Source organism: Brevibacterium sp. LE-L (genome assembly GCF_050214925.1).
Classification (GTDB): Bacteria; Actinomycetota; Actinomycetes; order Actinomycetales; family Brevibacteriaceae; genus Brevibacterium.
Map to the genome: position 1 here is coordinate 1,280,756 of NZ_CP189759.1, position 15,555 is coordinate 1,296,310.

The 15,555-nt window shown below is 66.2% G+C and carries 10 protein-coding genes; 7 read left to right on the plus strand and 3 right to left on the minus strand.

The window, feature by feature from the left end; all coding sequences use genetic code 11:
* Nucleotides 1-43: 43 nt before the first annotated feature.
* On the minus strand, nucleotides 44-1,225 hold the full coding sequence (locus tag ACQE2J_RS05755) for a glycosyltransferase family 4 protein (RefSeq protein WP_240689859.1): 1,182 nt from the start codon (nucleotides 1,223-1,225) through the stop codon (nucleotides 44-46).
* A gap of 230 nt (nucleotides 1,226-1,455) precedes the next feature.
* On the opposite strand from ACQE2J_RS05755, the gene ACQE2J_RS05760 reads away from it, so the two are divergent.
* The 3 genes from ACQE2J_RS05760 to ACQE2J_RS05770 all read left to right on the plus strand — a co-directional run bounded on the left by ACQE2J_RS05760 (nucleotide 1,456) and on the right by ACQE2J_RS05770 (nucleotide 5,800).
* Nucleotides 1,456-2,076 carry a LemA family protein gene (locus tag ACQE2J_RS05760; protein WP_135540252.1) on the plus strand — a complete coding sequence of 207 codons (621 nt, stop codon included), beginning with the start codon at nucleotides 1,456-1,458 and terminating at the stop codon, nucleotides 2,074-2,076.
* The gene (truA, locus tag ACQE2J_RS05765; protein ID WP_135540250.1) at nucleotides 2,073-2,927 is read left to right on the plus strand and encodes a tRNA pseudouridine(38-40) synthase TruA; all 855 of its coding nucleotides are present in this window, start codon (nucleotides 2,073-2,075) and stop codon (nucleotides 2,925-2,927) included. The genes ACQE2J_RS05760 and truA overlap by 4 nt, the downstream gene beginning before the upstream one ends.
* Before the next feature lie 278 nt (nucleotides 2,928-3,205).
* Nucleotides 3,206-5,800, plus strand: a complete 2,595-nt coding sequence (locus ACQE2J_RS05770) for a bifunctional metallophosphatase/5'-nucleotidase (protein ID WP_135540248.1) — start codon at nucleotides 3,206-3,208, stop codon at nucleotides 5,798-5,800.
* A gap of 403 nt (nucleotides 5,801-6,203) precedes the next feature.
* Here ACQE2J_RS05770 and ACQE2J_RS05775 read toward each other — a convergent pair whose 3' ends face one another.
* Nucleotides 6,204-8,576 carry a hypothetical protein gene (locus tag ACQE2J_RS05775; RefSeq protein ID WP_240689857.1) on the minus strand — a complete coding sequence of 791 codons (2,373 nt, stop codon included), beginning with the start codon at nucleotides 8,574-8,576 and terminating at the stop codon, nucleotides 6,204-6,206.
* On the minus strand, nucleotides 8,573-11,206 hold the full coding sequence (locus ACQE2J_RS05780) for a hypothetical protein (protein WP_135540246.1): 2,634 nt from the start codon (nucleotides 11,204-11,206) through the stop codon (nucleotides 8,573-8,575). The genes ACQE2J_RS05775 and ACQE2J_RS05780 overlap by 4 nt, the downstream gene beginning before the upstream one ends.
* A 268-nt stretch (nucleotides 11,207-11,474) precedes the next feature.
* Here ACQE2J_RS05780 and rplM point away from each other — a divergent pair, with 268 nt between their 5' ends.
* The 4 genes from rplM to ACQE2J_RS05800 all read left to right on the plus strand — a co-directional run bounded on the left by rplM (nucleotide 11,475) and on the right by ACQE2J_RS05800 (nucleotide 15,305).
* A complete protein-coding gene (gene rplM / locus ACQE2J_RS05785; protein ID WP_135540244.1) occupies nucleotides 11,475-11,918 on the plus strand; it encodes a 50S ribosomal protein L13 in 444 nt (147 codons plus the stop codon).
* Between the two features lie 32 nt (nucleotides 11,919-11,950).
* The gene (gene rpsI, locus ACQE2J_RS05790) at nucleotides 11,951-12,460 is read left to right on the plus strand and encodes a 30S ribosomal protein S9 (RefSeq protein WP_135540242.1); all 510 of its coding nucleotides are present in this window, start codon (nucleotides 11,951-11,953) and stop codon (nucleotides 12,458-12,460) included.
* Nucleotides 12,461-12,709: 249 nt separating this feature from the next.
* A complete protein-coding gene (glmM, locus tag ACQE2J_RS05795; protein WP_135540240.1) occupies nucleotides 12,710-14,062 on the plus strand; it encodes a phosphoglucosamine mutase in 1,353 nt (450 codons plus the stop codon).
* Between the two features lie 262 nt (nucleotides 14,063-14,324).
* Nucleotides 14,325-15,305, plus strand: a complete 981-nt coding sequence (locus ACQE2J_RS05800) for a hypothetical protein (RefSeq protein WP_135540238.1) — start codon at nucleotides 14,325-14,327, stop codon at nucleotides 15,303-15,305.
* Nucleotides 15,306-15,555: the final 250 nt, after the last annotated feature.

The window sequence follows — 15,555 nt, forward strand, 5'->3', positions numbered from 1 at the left end:
GGCGGCAGATGTCGCGCGTCGGGTGCTCAGCAGCAGAGCTCTCCTAGTTGGGGAGAGGATTCGCGAGGCCGGTGCCGACCATCGAACTGAACCCGCGGCCGAGCACCTGCGGAGCCGGATTCTCGATCGCCCGCGAGTAGTGGCCCACGAGCTGCGAGCACACACTCTTCCAACTGCGTGAGAGCACCTGCTCACGCCCGGCCGCCCCGAAGGCCCGACGTTTCGCCTCGTCGCCGAGCAGGTCGACGACATGCCCGCGCATGGCACCAAGATCCTTCGGCGTGTAGAGCCAGCCGGTGCGCGACGAGTCGACGAGGTCGAGCGGGCCGCCTCGGGCCGGGGCGATGACGGGAACCTCCGAGGCCATGGCCTCCTGGATCGTCTGGCAGAAGGTCTCGAGCTCACCCGGGGCGACCATGAGATCGAAGCTCGCGACCGCCTGTGCCAGGGCCTCCCCGCCGAGGAAGCCGGTGAAGTGAGCTCGCGGCAGTGACCGCTCCAGCCGGGTCCGCCACGGTCCATCACCGACGATGACGAGCTTGGCACCGGGCACATCGGTGAGCACGGCAAGATCTTCGACCTGTTTCTCCGCGGCCAACCGGCCGACGAACCCGATGATCTTCTCTCCGTTCGGGGCCACAGATCGTCGCCAGGCCTCTGATCGGTGACCGGGGTCGAAGCGGGAGGAATCGACCCCACGGGCCCACAGGGCCACCTCGGCGACACCGAGGTCTTCCAACTGGTCGATCGTGTAACTCGACGGCGCGAGCGTGAGGGAGGAATGCTGATGGATGTTGCGGACATGGTTCCACAGCATGGCTTCGATGCCGTGCATGCCGTAGCGCGCGGCGTAGGCGGGGACCTCGGTCTGGTAGATCGCAACGGTCGGGAGGTTGAGCGCCTGCGCGGCGAGGACTCCGCGCCAGCCGAGGACGAAGGGGCTGGCCAGGTGGACGACGTCGGGGGAGAAGCGCTGGAGCAGGCGGCGGATGCGGGTGACGCCGCCGGGCGCGACGCGGACGCGTCGGTACTTCGGCAAGGCGATCGAAGGGACCCGGACGATGCGGGCGCCGGTGACCTCCTTCGGGCCGTCCCTGCGGGTGCCCGGGGCGATGACGAGGACCTCGTCGCCGCGGTCGGCCAGGTGGTCGAGGACCCGCAGGAGTGAGTGGGTGACCCCATTCATGTTGGGGAGGAAGGACTCTGCAATGATCGCTACTCTCACGGCTTCCAGCTAAGGCCCGCTCGGTGACGAATACGTGACTCGAAAGCGACAAGGCGGCGACATCTGGCCGAAATCGTGCACATCCGCACTCGGCCGGAGGCGCTGCGGGGTCCAGGCGGTGGCCTGTTCGCGACGAATCTGAACCGCGCGTAAACTGAGGCCTCGGACAGACGCGACGCGGTGTGCGCGGCGTGCGTGCACAGGTTGAGGGACAGACGAGAGGAGCGGCCGTGATCTGGTTCATCGTCGGCGGCTGCCTCATCGCCGCTCTCGTCATCGCCTTCGTCGTCCTCACGGTTCTGCGTTTCAACCAGCTGTCGATGGCTCGGTCGGTCTGCGATGAAGCCAAACGGCAGCTCGGCGGTGAAATCCGCTCCCGCCACGCACTCGTGCCCGCGTATATCGGCACCCTCCAGCAGATCGCCGGACACGACCTGGCCACCCTCGAACTCGCGCTCGCCTCCGCGGAACGCGCCCCCTTCGACCACCGCGGTGCCGCCGCCGAGAACGCCCTCACCGAGGCGATCAACGAGGCCGCGCTCATCCCCACCGCGCTCACGGAGAGGTCGCTGACCTCGGACTTCGCCCGATCCCAGCAGGCGGTGGCGAACGAGGAGATCGATACGACGATCCAACTCCTGCACGATCAGCTGCAGGTGCTCACCGAACGGATCCTCACGGCTTCCCGCTTCTACAACACGAATGTCGAGCGCTACCACCAGCAGCGCCGGCGCCCGATCTCCCGCCTGTTCAACAACGTCTTCAAAGCCCGCGAACCCTTCACCGAGGCTGCCGTCGACGACGGCGGCGCCGCCTCGGCGAACTCATCGTCGGTGGGCAGGCGATCGTGACGCGCTTCCGCATCGATCTGGGCTACCGCGGCACGGATTTCCACGGGTGGGCGAAGCAGCCGGGGCTGCGCACCGTCCAGGCCGCAGTCGAATCCGGGCTCGAACGCGTCACCGGCACCGAGGTCGCCACCGTCGTTGCCGGCCGCACCGACGCCGGTGTTCACGCCCGGCGGCAGGTCGTCCACATCGACCTGGGCGAGGACGCGATCGCCAAGCTCGTCGGTCGGTCGAACCGCTCCGCCGAGGCGGCTCTGCTCTCCCGATTGCGCGGAGTCCTCGCCGCGGGTGAGTTCTTCGATATCGTGATCCACGCCGTGGCCGAGGTGCCCGAGGCCTTCGACGCCCGATTCTCCGCGCTGTGGCGCTCCTACCAGTACCGACTCGCCGATCACAGGTCCTTCATCGACCCGCTGCTGACCATGGTGACGCCTCGGCACAAGGGCGAACTCGACACCGAAGCCATGGCTGAGGCCGCGCGTGAGGTCCACGGCCTCCACGACTTCCTGCCCTTCTGCAAACCGCGCGAGGGCGCGACGACGATCCGCACCCTCCATGAACTCAGGGTGGTCCGCGATCAGGATGCGGTGATCACCATCGACCTGTGCGCCGATGCCTTCTGTCACCACATGGTCCGGGCGCTCGTCGGAGGGCTGATCAAGGTCGGTTCCGGCAGCTGGGAGGTGACCCGTCCCGCGGAACTCATTGCCGAGGCGGACGCGGGGCTGACCCCGGATGTGCCGATGTTCGTCACACCTGCCGAAGGCCTCGTCCTCACCGAAGTCGGGTACCCCGCTCCGGAGGACTACGCGGCCCGCGCCGCGCAGACCATGGCCCGCCGCGACCGGGAATAGGCCCGCCGAGGCCGGGAACAGGCCCGCACCGCGACCGGGAGCCGGCATCGCGGACCGGATTCGCTGACCGGGAATGGGTCGACTTCCGTGCCGCAAACCGCGTCGAATCTCATGACACGTGTCGTGATTATGAGAGAAACCCTCTTCCCAGTTGTGAGAATCCTGTGTAGATTTGCCTCAAGGTAACCTCACGTTCGCATCGGCACTGCAGGATGGGCATGTCTCCCACCGCGGCACCGTTGATGTGCGCCCGATGAAACTCATAAGGAACTGAATACATGTCCACACTTGTGTCAAAGGTCTTGGCTGCAGGCGCGGCGGTGTCGATGCTGACGCTGCCCGGCCTGTCTCCGGCCGCCGCCGCACCCGGCCTCGGCGAGGGGCAGCCCTCCTCAGCCGCGTCTTCCCCGACCGACGAGTCCCAGCAGAACCCGACCGATCCCGCCGCAGACGGTGGGAATGCTGCGAACGATGAGGCGAGATCCGCCGCCGAGCCGACGTCGACCGACGACACCTCCTCGGCGCAGGAGGCAGAGGCCGGCACCCAGGTGCAGCTGCTCAACATCACCGATTTCCACGGACGCATCTCCGACGCCGGAACCCAGGTCGCGTCCGTCGTCGAGGAGCAGCGCGCTGCGTTCGACTCCAAGGGCGGCACCGGCATGCTCTCGGCCGGTGACAACATCGGTGCCTCCCCGTACAACTCGTCGTCGGCCAAGGACAAGCCCACGCTCGATGTCCTCAACGCGATCGGCGTGCAGGCATCGGCGGTGGGCAATCACGAGTTCGACCGCGGAGTCGAAGACCTCACCGGACGCGTCGTCGAGGGAGCGGACTTCCCCTACCTCGGCGCGAACGTCTACGCCAAGGGCACCGAGGACGTCGTCGACGGACTCGACGAATACTCGATCGTCGACGTCGACGGGGTCAAGGTGGCCGTCATCGGCGTCGTCACGCAGGAGACTGCAACGCTCGTCTCGCCCGGGGGCATCGAAGCCATCGAATTCGGCGATCCCACGGACGCAGTCAATCGGGTCGCCGACGACATCGAAGACCTGCCGGCCGATGAACAGCCGGATATGACGGTCGTCGAGGCCCACCTCGGCGCGTCGTCGACGGAGAGCCTCGAGGATGCGAAGGCCTCGAACGCGGAGTTCAAGAAGCTCGTCACCGAGGCCGATGCGTCGATCGACGTGCTGTTCACCGGCCACACTCATCTGCCCTACAGCTTCGAAGCTCCGGTTCCCGGCGACGCCGACCGGACCCGCCCGGTCCTCGAGGCCGGCAACTACGGCACTCACGTCGGGCAGGTCCAGCTCACCTCCGACGGCGAGGGCGACTGGTCGACGGATGCGGTCAACCTCATCGAGACCGAGGACCAGAGCTATGACTCCCCGGTCGTGGACGAGGTTGAGAGGATCGTCGCCGAGGCGGACGAAGCGGCCAAGGTTCCGGGATCTGTCGTCCACGGCAAGATCACCGAAGACATCACTCGTGCCTTCTCCGACGGCAACGAGAACCGCGGCGGCGAGTCGACGCTGGGCAACCTCGTTGCCGATGCGCTCAAGGACGGTGTGGAGGGTTCGCAGCTGGACGAGGCGGATTTCGGAATCACGAATCCGGGCGGTCTGCGCACCGATCTGCTCTGCGATCACATCTACAACACCGAAGAGAAGTGCGAAGTCACGGCCGCCGAACTCAACGAGGTGCTGCCGTTCGCCAACGACCACGGCGTCGTGACGATGAAGGGTGCCGATGTCATCGGGCTCTTCGAAGAGCAGTGGCAGCCTGAGGGTGCGCGCAACTCCTTCCTCCACCTGGGCATCTCCGATGAGCTCGACGTCGTCTATGACTCCGAAGCCGACCGTGGTCAGCATGTGAAGTCGGTCAAGGTCAACGGCGAGGCGATCGATGAGGAGAAGGACTACCGGGTTGCGACGCTGAGCTTCCTCGCCGCCGGTGGTGACAATTTCACCTCCTTCGCCGAGGGCACGTTCGAGCAGTCGGGCCTCACCGACTTCGACACCTGGGTGAACTACTTCGAGAAGAACACGCCGGTCTCACCCGACAAGAACGAACGCCAGGCCGATGCGGCCGATGACGTCATCGACAGCGGTGATCTCACCGCTGAGCTGACCGGTCCGAAGACCATCGCGCCCGGAGCCAGCGCCGACTTCGTCCTGAAGACTGACGCGAAGTCCGAGGTCGCCGGTCCGATCGACGTCACCGTCGACCTGCCGAAGGGATACACCGCCGAGGTGGCCCCGAAGTTCTCGGCTGAGTCGGCATCCGCGAAGGACTCCGAGGCCAAGGCGCCCGAAGTGAAGGCCGACGCGAATGCCGCGAAGACGATCACGCTCAAGTCGATCCCGGCGGGGGAGTCGCAGACTCCGGTGACCGTAACCGCTCCGCAGGATGCTTCGGGGGATGTGACAGTCAAGCTCAGCCTGCAGGCGAACGCTGAGGGCCCGTGGTGGGATGACAACCCGCTGCCGCTGGCACATGAGTACGAGGCCACCGCTGCGGTGTCCGATGATGCGAATGCCTCGGCCGGTGACGACGGTTCGGCCGACGGCGGTGCTGACGGAGGCGCGGCCGACGGTGGCGCAGCTGACGGCGGCGGTGCTGACGGCGGCGACAGCGCGGCCGGCGGCTCGGACGGTTCGTCCTCTGCCGACGGTGCCGATGCGAACGCCTCATCCGACGGCGGTTCGTCTGACGGATCCGGTTCGGATGCGAACGGTTCGAAGGACGGCGGCGATCTTCCGCGCACCGGTTTCGAGACCTTCAACATCGTCGCTGCGGCTCTCGCGCTCATCGTCGCCGGTGGCACCGCGGTCACAGTGGTTCGCCGCCGCAAGATCACCAGCTGACCCGAAGCCCACGCTGAAGCAGATGCCGGGCTGAGCCGAGGCCCACGCCGAAGCGAGGTCCACGCTGAAGCATGCACGCGGCCGCGGGGCCGGAGAGAACTTCTCTCCGGCCCCGCAGTCTTTAGTTCGCAGGGTTCTGGCGGCCGTCGGGCCTCCAGCCTGCAAGACTCCGGCCTGTCGTTCGCCCTCAAGCATGCAAGGCTCCGCCCAACGGCCGGTCTTCCATCCTGCAGTCGGTGTTTCCGCGCTAATCGCCACCGTTCAGCGAGCATCCCTCACCGTTAGCTTCAATACTGCCTGGTAGCGGCACGGTGCACCGTTGCTTCGGGGTGTTTTGTCGCTTCGGCGTCGTATTGCTGCGAGCTGTAGGAGTTGCCGCTGACGGTGAGTGATGCGACCGGCTTCAGCTGCGAGAACCCGACTCGGGCTCGGACGCGTCGGGCTCGGCCGCGGCGCCGGCCGCAGCGTCTGTGTCGGGCTCGGTCGCGGCGTCGGCGTCCGCAGCGTCAGCGTCGGCATCGACGACTGCGGCACCCGACTCCACGGTGTTCTCCACGGTGCCCGTGCCGGCCGGCGTCGGCGGCAGACTCGCTCGGAACGTCTCGAGGTGGGTGAGGACCGGGACGAGGAAGAGGATGCCGACGGCCGGAACCACGATGCCCGAGTCGTTGATGAGGGTGCCGACTCCCAGCAGGATCGCCAGGCTGATCATCGCCGCACGCAGCAGCGGGACCCGCAGGTAAGTGTTTTGGAGTCCGCGCAGGCCGAAGCGCAGAGGATCCAGCGCCATCCAGAACACGCCGATGATGATGAGCGGCAGCACCAGCGTCATCCACGACTGGGTGAGGATGTCGATGTTCATCCCGATCTTGCGGGCGAGCACGCTCAGCGCCTGACCGCTGATGATCGAGTCGAAGAACCGGCCGAAGTGAGTGCGCTGATCGGCCGGGCGCAGCCAATCGAGGAAGAGCACAGCGAGCATGACGACCCCGGCGATGCTCACGGTCAGCCCGAGTCGTTTGAGGGAGAACCGAATGCTCGCCGCCGCCAGCACGAGGTAGGCGACGCCGATGATGAGCGTCGGCACGGAACCGAACTTCGTGCCCAAGCCCGGGGCGGCGAGGATCACGCACGAGGCGAGTACGGGAAGCGTGACGATGAGGATGCGGTGCAGCGGCTTCGTCACCAGAGAGGCGAAACCGGCGACCGCCAACAGCAGCGCACAGCAGTAGAGGGCCAGCGCCGAATTCCCGATCCCGTAGAACCGAGAGGCGATGAGAAGCGGCTCACCCAACAGTGTCGACATCTGCAATTGCGAACCCGTGACGACGTCATAGGCGAGGACGCAGACGGTGACGACCGAGACGAAGAGGACCGGCCCGAACTTGTGGTTTCGCCATGGTCCGAGCAGCGCCAAACCGCCGAGCAGCAGCGCCCAACCGACCAGTGCCCCGAGCATCGCGATGTCCGGGTTCGTCGCCCGCTCCCAGGGGACCGCGTTGACCAGATACGTCGAGATCGGCATCGCCGCGAACACGACGCCGAGGCGGTACGCCGCGGAATGGACGAGTTCGCGATGGTTCTTCCGCAGGAACCAAGCGCAGGTCAGCAGCCCGACCATGAGGACCGCGACGACGGGGAAGAACCACGTCGAGAGATCATTCTGCGTCTTCACCGCCACCTGCCGGTCGAGCACGGCCTGAAAGCGCGCCTTCCAATCTGACCCGGTCGACCCGACCGTCATTGGCGCACCGGCTGCGTTGTCCATCTCCTCGGCACCGGAGAGCGATACGAGGGTGGGCGCAAGATCGGGCACCTGCACGAGCCCCGGCTGCCTGGTCGAAGACGAGGTGAGCAGTCCGGCCGACTGGCCGGGTCGCAGCATCATCGTCGCCTGCATCGACGAACCCTCGTGCGTGCCATCGGCGATCGAGGAGAACACAACGGGAACCGTCCCCTCGCCGAGGCGGTTCGGACGGTCCGCACTCATCCAACCGGTCGCCTCGAGGATGTCCCCAACCTGGGCATCGAGCTTCTTCAGCGAGTATCCGTCGGCGGCGGTGTTGCCGAGGTCGACGAGGGTGAGCTCGCCATCTCCGGCGGACTTCGCCACGTCCGCGCCGAGGTTGGACCCGACGGGCGACCAGTTCTCGACATGGCCGGTAGGGGAAGCGGCGGCGATCGCGGCCCCATCACCGAAGGAGCGGATGTCGGGCACCGCCTCGGCGAGGGCGCCGAGGGAGGCATCGTAGTTGTCACTGCGTGCGACCTGCGCGTACACGTCCCAATCAGCCACCCAGCCGTCGAGGGGCGCGGCCGGTTCGCGGCACTGATCGCGGGGTTCGTCGGCCGCCCGCCGCCCGGAACCGAGCCCGAGCCAGCCGTCGACCGGGCAACTCGTCGACCGCACACTGCGAGGCGTGATCGTTCCGATCTGCCCGCCCTTCATCATCACCCACAGGTGCGGGGTGGTGCGCGGGTCAAGGTCCTCGAAGCTGAAACCGGAGACGCTGATCGACACAGCACCCGGATCCGCCGAGGCAGCCTTGTCGTCTGATGACACCGATCGCTGCGTGCCCGCCCCTTCCGAATTCTGTGCAGCCATCGCAGCCTGGTCGGCCTGACCGACCTGCGGGGCTTGGCCGGCCCGATCGGCCGAGCCGGCCTGACTGGCCGAGTCGGCCTGCGCGACATCGGGGAGGGCGAGGAAGATGAGTGCGATTGCGAGAATGCCGAGGAGGACTCGGCCGGCGATCGAGGGCACGGTGAACCTCATCGGTGGGCCTCCTCGGTGCCGGTGTCATCACCGATTCGCGCCGGCGGCGGGCCGCCTGATGAGGTCCCGGAAGTCGTTGCCACGGTGTCCTCGGCGTGTTCGGCACTGAGCGCGAGCAGGTAGGGCAGGAGCACCATGGCTCCGGTCGAGGGCACGGCGACTCCGGAATCGGTGAGCACGAGTCCGACGCCGAGCCCGGTGGCGGCGGCGAGGAACCCGAAGTGAAGGTCGGAGTCGGCGAACACCTGCGGCAGTTTGCCCCGCCACTTGTTCACCAGCCGCGCAGTCCGACCATTGCGGCCGCCGCTGCCGCCGAGGCCACTGCTGTGTGCAGTGAACCGCGGGAAGTGGAGCAGGTAGCGGAGGAAGAACAGGACGGCGATGACCGCGAGCGGGGTGACGATGGCCAGGGCGGGATTGACCTGGATGATGTGGAGGTTCGCGCCGAGCTTCCGGCCGATGACCTGCAGGGCCTCGCCGGAGACGATCTGGCCGAAGAAGTTGCCGAAGTGCGACCGTGATCCCGCCGGGCGCAGCCAATCGAGGAAGGCGATGCCGATGAGCACGGCCAGGGATGCGACACCGATGAGTCCGAGGCGGACCAGGGACAGACGGATCTTCGTCAGCAGCGCCAACAGCACCATGAGCCCGGCGAGGATGGCGATCGTGCCGCCGAACTTCGCGCCCCAGGAGGGATTGCCGGAGACGAACACGGCGATCAGACCGATGACGATCGGGACGACGACGAGTAAGCGTCGGTGACCGCGGGCGCGCAGCCAGGACACGGTCAGGCCCAAGAAGATGAAGAGACTGACGATGAAGATCGCGGCACCCTGATTGCCCAGACCGTAATAGCGACCGCCGACGATCGGGTTGTAGCCGAGCAGCGAATTCGCCTGGAGATGCGAACCGGTCGCCAGGTCGATGGCGATGATGAGCAGATTCGCCCCGGTCAGTGCCCCGACCCGGCCCCGCCAGGTCCGACCCCACGGCGGGATGAGTGCCAGCACGAACAGTGCGGCGGCGGTGCCGAGGACCGACAGCAGCAGTCCGAGGTCCGGCTGGGCCATCCGCGACCACGGCAGCAGCCCGGCGAGGAATGCTCCCATGGGCAGTGCCGCGACACCGAGGGAGACCCAGCCGAGTCCGCGGTGGACGAGTGGTGCCAGGGTGGCGCCGCCTCGGCGAGCGAGGACCGACCGGCTCAGCAGCAGACCGCAGAGGAGGAACAGGGAGTAGAAGACGATGTCGAGGGTGAGTGAGAACGTCGCCAGGTGCTGGTGGATCGTCGTCGACTTCTGCGCCTCGGCGACGAGATCGTCGATGCGTTTCTGCGGGTCGTCGTCGCTGGGCGTCTGTGCAAAGCCGACGGCGGCGGGGGAGTCGACGCCGAGGATGTCGAGGATGCCCGGGGCCAGGTCCGTGATCTGCAGCAGCCCAGGGGTGCGGGTCGTCGACGAGGACAGAGACCCCGGCGCGAAGCCGGGCCCGGAGGCGATGAAGGCCCGCAGCTGCGGAAGTCCGGAACTGTCGCCGAGACCGGCGACGATGATCGTCGGATCGGCCGCGCCCTCTTTCGCATTCTCCCGGATCTCCTTGAGTCGGACCCCGAGACGGCGATCCGCCTCGGCGACGCGGGTCTCCCGGTCGAAGTCGGGCGGCACGGTGTACGAGTAGTTCGGGATCGGGTCGAACAGCCAGGACCGGATGCCGATCGCGCCGAGATCGACGAGGTCGAGGCGGCAGTCGGTGGCGTTCGCGTTCTCCGCGAAGTCCGTCACCACTCCGTTCTCGTCGGCGGCGGCATAGGCGGCACCGGGGCCCTCGGCGGCGACGCAGGGTTCGAGGACGGCATCCTCATGGACGGCGGGAGTGTCCTGGCGTGCACCCTTGCCCTGTTCGGCGACGATGCGGGCGAGCATCCCGTAGTCGACGGTGTAACCGGAGCCGATGTTCGGCTCCTTGACCGCGTCGAAGCCCTCGATCTGTGCCGTGGTCGCCCCGGCCACCGACTTCTGCCCATGAGTTTCGTCACTCTTCGCGGACTCCTCGTCCGGCTCGTCGCCCTCGCGGACGGGGTCGGCGGCCCCGTCGTCGGGGTCGACGGAATCGTGATCGAAGTTCGTGGTGGGGCCGATCATCGTCGGGCAGCGGGCCGAGTCCTCGTCGTCGACCTCCTCGGCGTCGGGGGTGGGCCCGGCCCGCGCTCGGGCACCGGCACCGAAGGACAGCCACCCGGAGGCGGGGCATGTGGCTGCGCCGATCGTGCGCACGTTGAGGTTGGCCGCCGCCCCCTTGGACAGCAGGCGGTAGAGGTTCGGGGTGCGCTCGCGGTCGATATCGTTGATGGTCAGGCCCGGTATGCCGAAGACGATCGTCTTCCCGTCCGGGGCCGTCGTCGCGTCATCGGCCGCGGTGGGGGAGGCGGTCGAGGCCTGCGCCGAGGCGGTCCCGCTCTCCGAGGATGTGGCCCCGCTGCGGGTGGTGCTCCCCGTCGCGGCCTGCGCCTGGTCGGAGCCGATTCCGAATCCGGCCGTGAGGAGCCCGACTGCCAGGAGCCCGACCAGCAGACCCAGCATGAGGATTCTCAATGCGGGAAGTCGGGAGAGCAGGCTGGAGTGAGTCGGCACAGATCAATACTATCGGCTCAGGTTTCGCGCGGGTCTGAGACCGCTCTGAGCGTTTGCTCCCCAGGCCTGCGGCCATGTATATTTGATTGTCGTTGTGTGTGCTTGTCGCACTCCCTTACATAGCCTCATGCGTTGCAGGCCCGTAGGTGAGGGGAATGCGTCGATAGGTTCACCCGATTGAAGACAACCAGCGCTTGGGACCCAGTTGGACTCACGACCCGATGAGGATTCGGCGCTGCACTGACAAGATACGAAAAGAAGGCTACTTTTGCGTACGTACACAGCTAAGTCCGGTGACATTGAGCACCAGTGGCACGTCATCGACGCCACTGACCAGGTGCTCGGTCGCCTTGCTTCGCAGGTTGCACGCCTCCTGCGCGGCAAGCACAAGACCACGTTCACCCCGAACACCGACACCGGTGACTTCGTCATCATCATCAACGCCGACAAGGTCGCGCTGACAGGTGCGAAGCTCGAGAAGAAGCGCGCTTATCGCCACTCCGGATACCCCGGTGGCCTCAAGAGCGTGAACTACGCCGAGCTCCTCGCCACTCATCCTGAGCGTGCAGTCGAAAAGGCTGTCGCCGGTATGGTCCCGAAGACTCGTCTCGGACGTGCCCAGATGCAGAAGCTGAAGGTCTATGCAGGTGCTGAGCACCCGCACGCCTCCCAGAATCCGCAGCCGTACGAACTCAGCCAGGTCGCGCAGTAAGCGCCTGAGCTCTAGACATCCCGAGGAGAACCGTGGCTGATACCACCAACGCGACAGAAACTGTCGAAGAAGAGATCACCGAATACACTTCCGAGACTCCCGAATCTGCCGGCCTGGGCGAAAGCACCGCTGGTGGACGTGGACAGTCCCTGACCGCTCCCGGCAACGGAGTCGGCCGCCGCAAGCAGGCAATTGCTCGCGTGCGCCTCGTTCCGGGCACCGGTGAGTGGACGATCAACGGACGTACTCTCGAAGAGTACTTCCCGAACAAGCTGCACCAGCAGCTCGTCAACGAGCCCTTCACCCTGCTGGACCTCGATGGTCGTTTCGACGTCATCGTGCGCATCTCCGGCGGTGGACCCTCCGGCCAGGCTGGCGCCGTCCGCCTGGGCGTGGCTCGCTCGCTCAATCAGATCGATGCGGAGTCCAACCGCGCCGAGCTGAAGAAGGCCGGTTACCTGAGCCGCGACGCTCGCGTCCCCGAGCGCAAGAAGGCCGGACTCAAGAAGGCCCGCAAGGCACCTCAGTTCTCGAAGCGCTGATCGACCTGTTCGAGAAGCTGCGACTGGTCTGCCACTGAGTCGCAGTCATCGACAGTTCAGTTCGACGAACGTGAGAATGCGGCCCCGAACCTGGTTCGGGGCCGCATTCTCATATCCGGGCGCGGAAACCTGCGTTCGATGCGATCACGTCCCATCCCCTCGATCCCAGCGGTGACACCGGTCGTGATCGGCCGCCTCGGCGAGGGGATCGACTAAGATCGACTCCGACATTGACGAAAGGACCCCCACATGTCTCGACTCTTCGGCACCGATGGAGTGCGCGGACTGGCCAACCGTGACATCTCGGCCAAACTCGCGCTGCAGCTCTCGGTCGCAGGATCACGCGTGCTCAGCCGCGGCTGGACGGGTGAGAAGCGCCCCTTCGCTGTGGTCGGGCGAGACACGCGCGTGTCCGGCGAATTCCTCTCCGCGGCACTGAGCGCAGGCATCGCCTCGACCGGGGTCGACGTTCTCGATGCGGGCATGTTGCCGACGCCCGGCATCGCCCAGGTCGTCAAGGACACAGGTGCGGCTTTCGGCGTCGTCATCTCCGCCTCCCATAACCCCATGCCCGACAACGGGATCAAGTTCTTCGCCGCCGGCGGAACCAAGCTCGACGACGCGGTCGAGGACGAGATCCTCGCGATCTTCGACGAGGAGTGGGATCGCCCGACCGGTGCCGCTGTCGGTCGCATCTCCCGCTACCCGGCCGCCGCGGACGAATACACCGAGCACCTCGTGCGCTGCGTCGACGCCGGGAACGTGCGTCCGCTGTCGGGACTCAAGGTCGTCGTCGACTGCGCCCACGGTGCCGCCTCCATCGTCGGACCCGCCGCACTGCGCCAGGCCGGCGCCGAAGTCATCGTCTCCGCCGCCGAACCCGACGGCTTCAACATCAACGACGGGGTCGGCTCCACGCACCTCGAACCGCTGCAGCGACTCGTCGTCGAAACCCAGTCCGACCTCGGTGTGGCCTTCGACGGCGACGCCGACCGCTGCCTGGCCGTGGACTCCCTGGGGCGCGTCGTCAACGGCGACCAGGTCATGGGCATCCTCGCGATCGGGCTCAAGGAGCTCGGTGAGCTGCGCGGAAATACGTTGGTCACGACCGTCATGTCGAACCTCGGGCTGAAGCAGGCAATGGACAAGTACGGCATCGCCACCGTGCAGACCTCCGTCGGTGACCGTTATGTGCTCGAGCGGATGCTCGCCGACGGCTACTCTCTCGGCGGAGAGCAGTCCGGGCATGTGCTTATGCTCGATCACGGTACGACCGGCGACGGAGTGCAGACGGCGCTGCACCTGATGAAGCGCATGGCGGACGCCAAACGCACTCTGGCCGACCTGGCCGCGGAGATCCCGCAGCTGCCGCAGGCTCTCGTCAACGTCAAGGGCGTGGACAAACACGGGTTCGACCATCCGCAGGTCGCCGCCGAGGTGGCCGCTGTCGAGGCCGAACTGGCCGACACCGGCCGCGTGCTGCTGCGTGCTTCGGGAACCGAGCCACTCATTCGCGTCATGGTCGAAGCCGCCACCGAGGACACCGCCACCGAACAGGCCGAACGTCTCGCTGCCACCGTCAAGGAGCATCTGGCGCTCTGACCCGTGCTGCCGCTCCGCCGCCCGGTCAAGGGGTCGCTCGGTTGCCGCCCTGTCAAGGGGCGATCGGTTGCCGCCAACCGGACTTTGCAGCCTTCCGTCGTGCTCAACATCGCTCAAGTAGCGCGGAGCTCGAAAAAGTCGTCGCCAGTGACGACTTTTTCGAGTTTCGTGCTACTTGAGCCTGTGGATTCGAGTGGGCGGTTATCCACAGGCCCTGGAACCAACCTTGTGGTGGGTCACTCAGCTCCGGAATGCTGGGTGCATGTTCGCCTGCCTGACTTCTGCAGAACTCAGCGCCGCTGGGCTCAATTCCTACCAACTGCGGCTGGCTGAGCGCTGCTGTGTGAGGAGAGTCCGCCGCGGCGTGTATGTGGTGACGGCGGTCTGCGACGATCCGGCGCACCGATTCATTGCGAGTGTTGGGACTGCATCGGGTATCAGCCTGCCGCAGGAGTCGGCAGGGGCCCTCAAGCGGAATGAGGATCTGCGCATCCTCGTGCGGTCGTATGTCGATGATGTTCCTGCCGGAGCGGTCTTCTCTCACCAGAGCGCCCTGATCGTCCACGGCCTGTCGATCCCGTACTTCGAGGACAGTGCACCCACCCGTGTGGAATTCTCCCACCCGGAGTTCGGGGTCCAGCGTTCCTTCGTTCGCGTCTGGAAGAGGCCGCTGGAGGCGAAGACTGAGATCGTCAGGGGCTGCCGGGTCACTTCATTGCCTCAGACCCTGCTGGACGTGTCCCGTGATTGCCCACTGGCGTTCTCTGTCGCTGTGGTGGACGAGGCGATCCGTCGAAAGCTCATCTCAGCTCGAGAGTTCGCAGACTACTGCGCTCGTCACCCTGTGAGAACCCGACAAGGACGCATCGATGCCGTAGCCGCGAACGTCGACGCCCGGCGGGAGTCGGTGGCCGAATCGATCACGGCGGTCCGGTTCGTCGAATACTCAGTGCCAGGCTTCGAACCGCAAGTGGTCATTCTCGATGAGAACGGTGAATTCGTTGCGCGGACAGACTTCGCCAATCCAAAGGCTCACGTCATCGCAGAATTCGATGGAGCAGGAAAGTACTACCTCGACGGTGCCGACCCGAAGCAGGCCTTCGAGCATGAGCGTCGCAGGGAGTATTCGCTTCGCAATCTTGGCTTTCAGGTCTTCAGAATCACTTGGAAAGACCTTTTCAAAGGCGACCTCTTCCTGCGCATCAAAGACAGCGTCAATCGGCGCAGCGCGCAGACAGCCTAACGCGCGAATACTGCGGCCGATCTTGCGAGCAGACGGCACACTGACCGCACGAGAGTCCTGCCTCTCGGCCGGCTGTGCCGCAGGTGGTGCCGCTCAGGTCACGCGAATCTCGAAAAAGTCGCCGCCAGTGACGACCTTTTCGAGATTCGCGTGACTTGAGTAGAAGGTTGGGCTGTTGGCGTGACTAGAGCTGAGGGTGGGGCTGTTCGCGTGACTTGAGCAGAAGGGTGGGCTGGTCGCGTGACTAGAA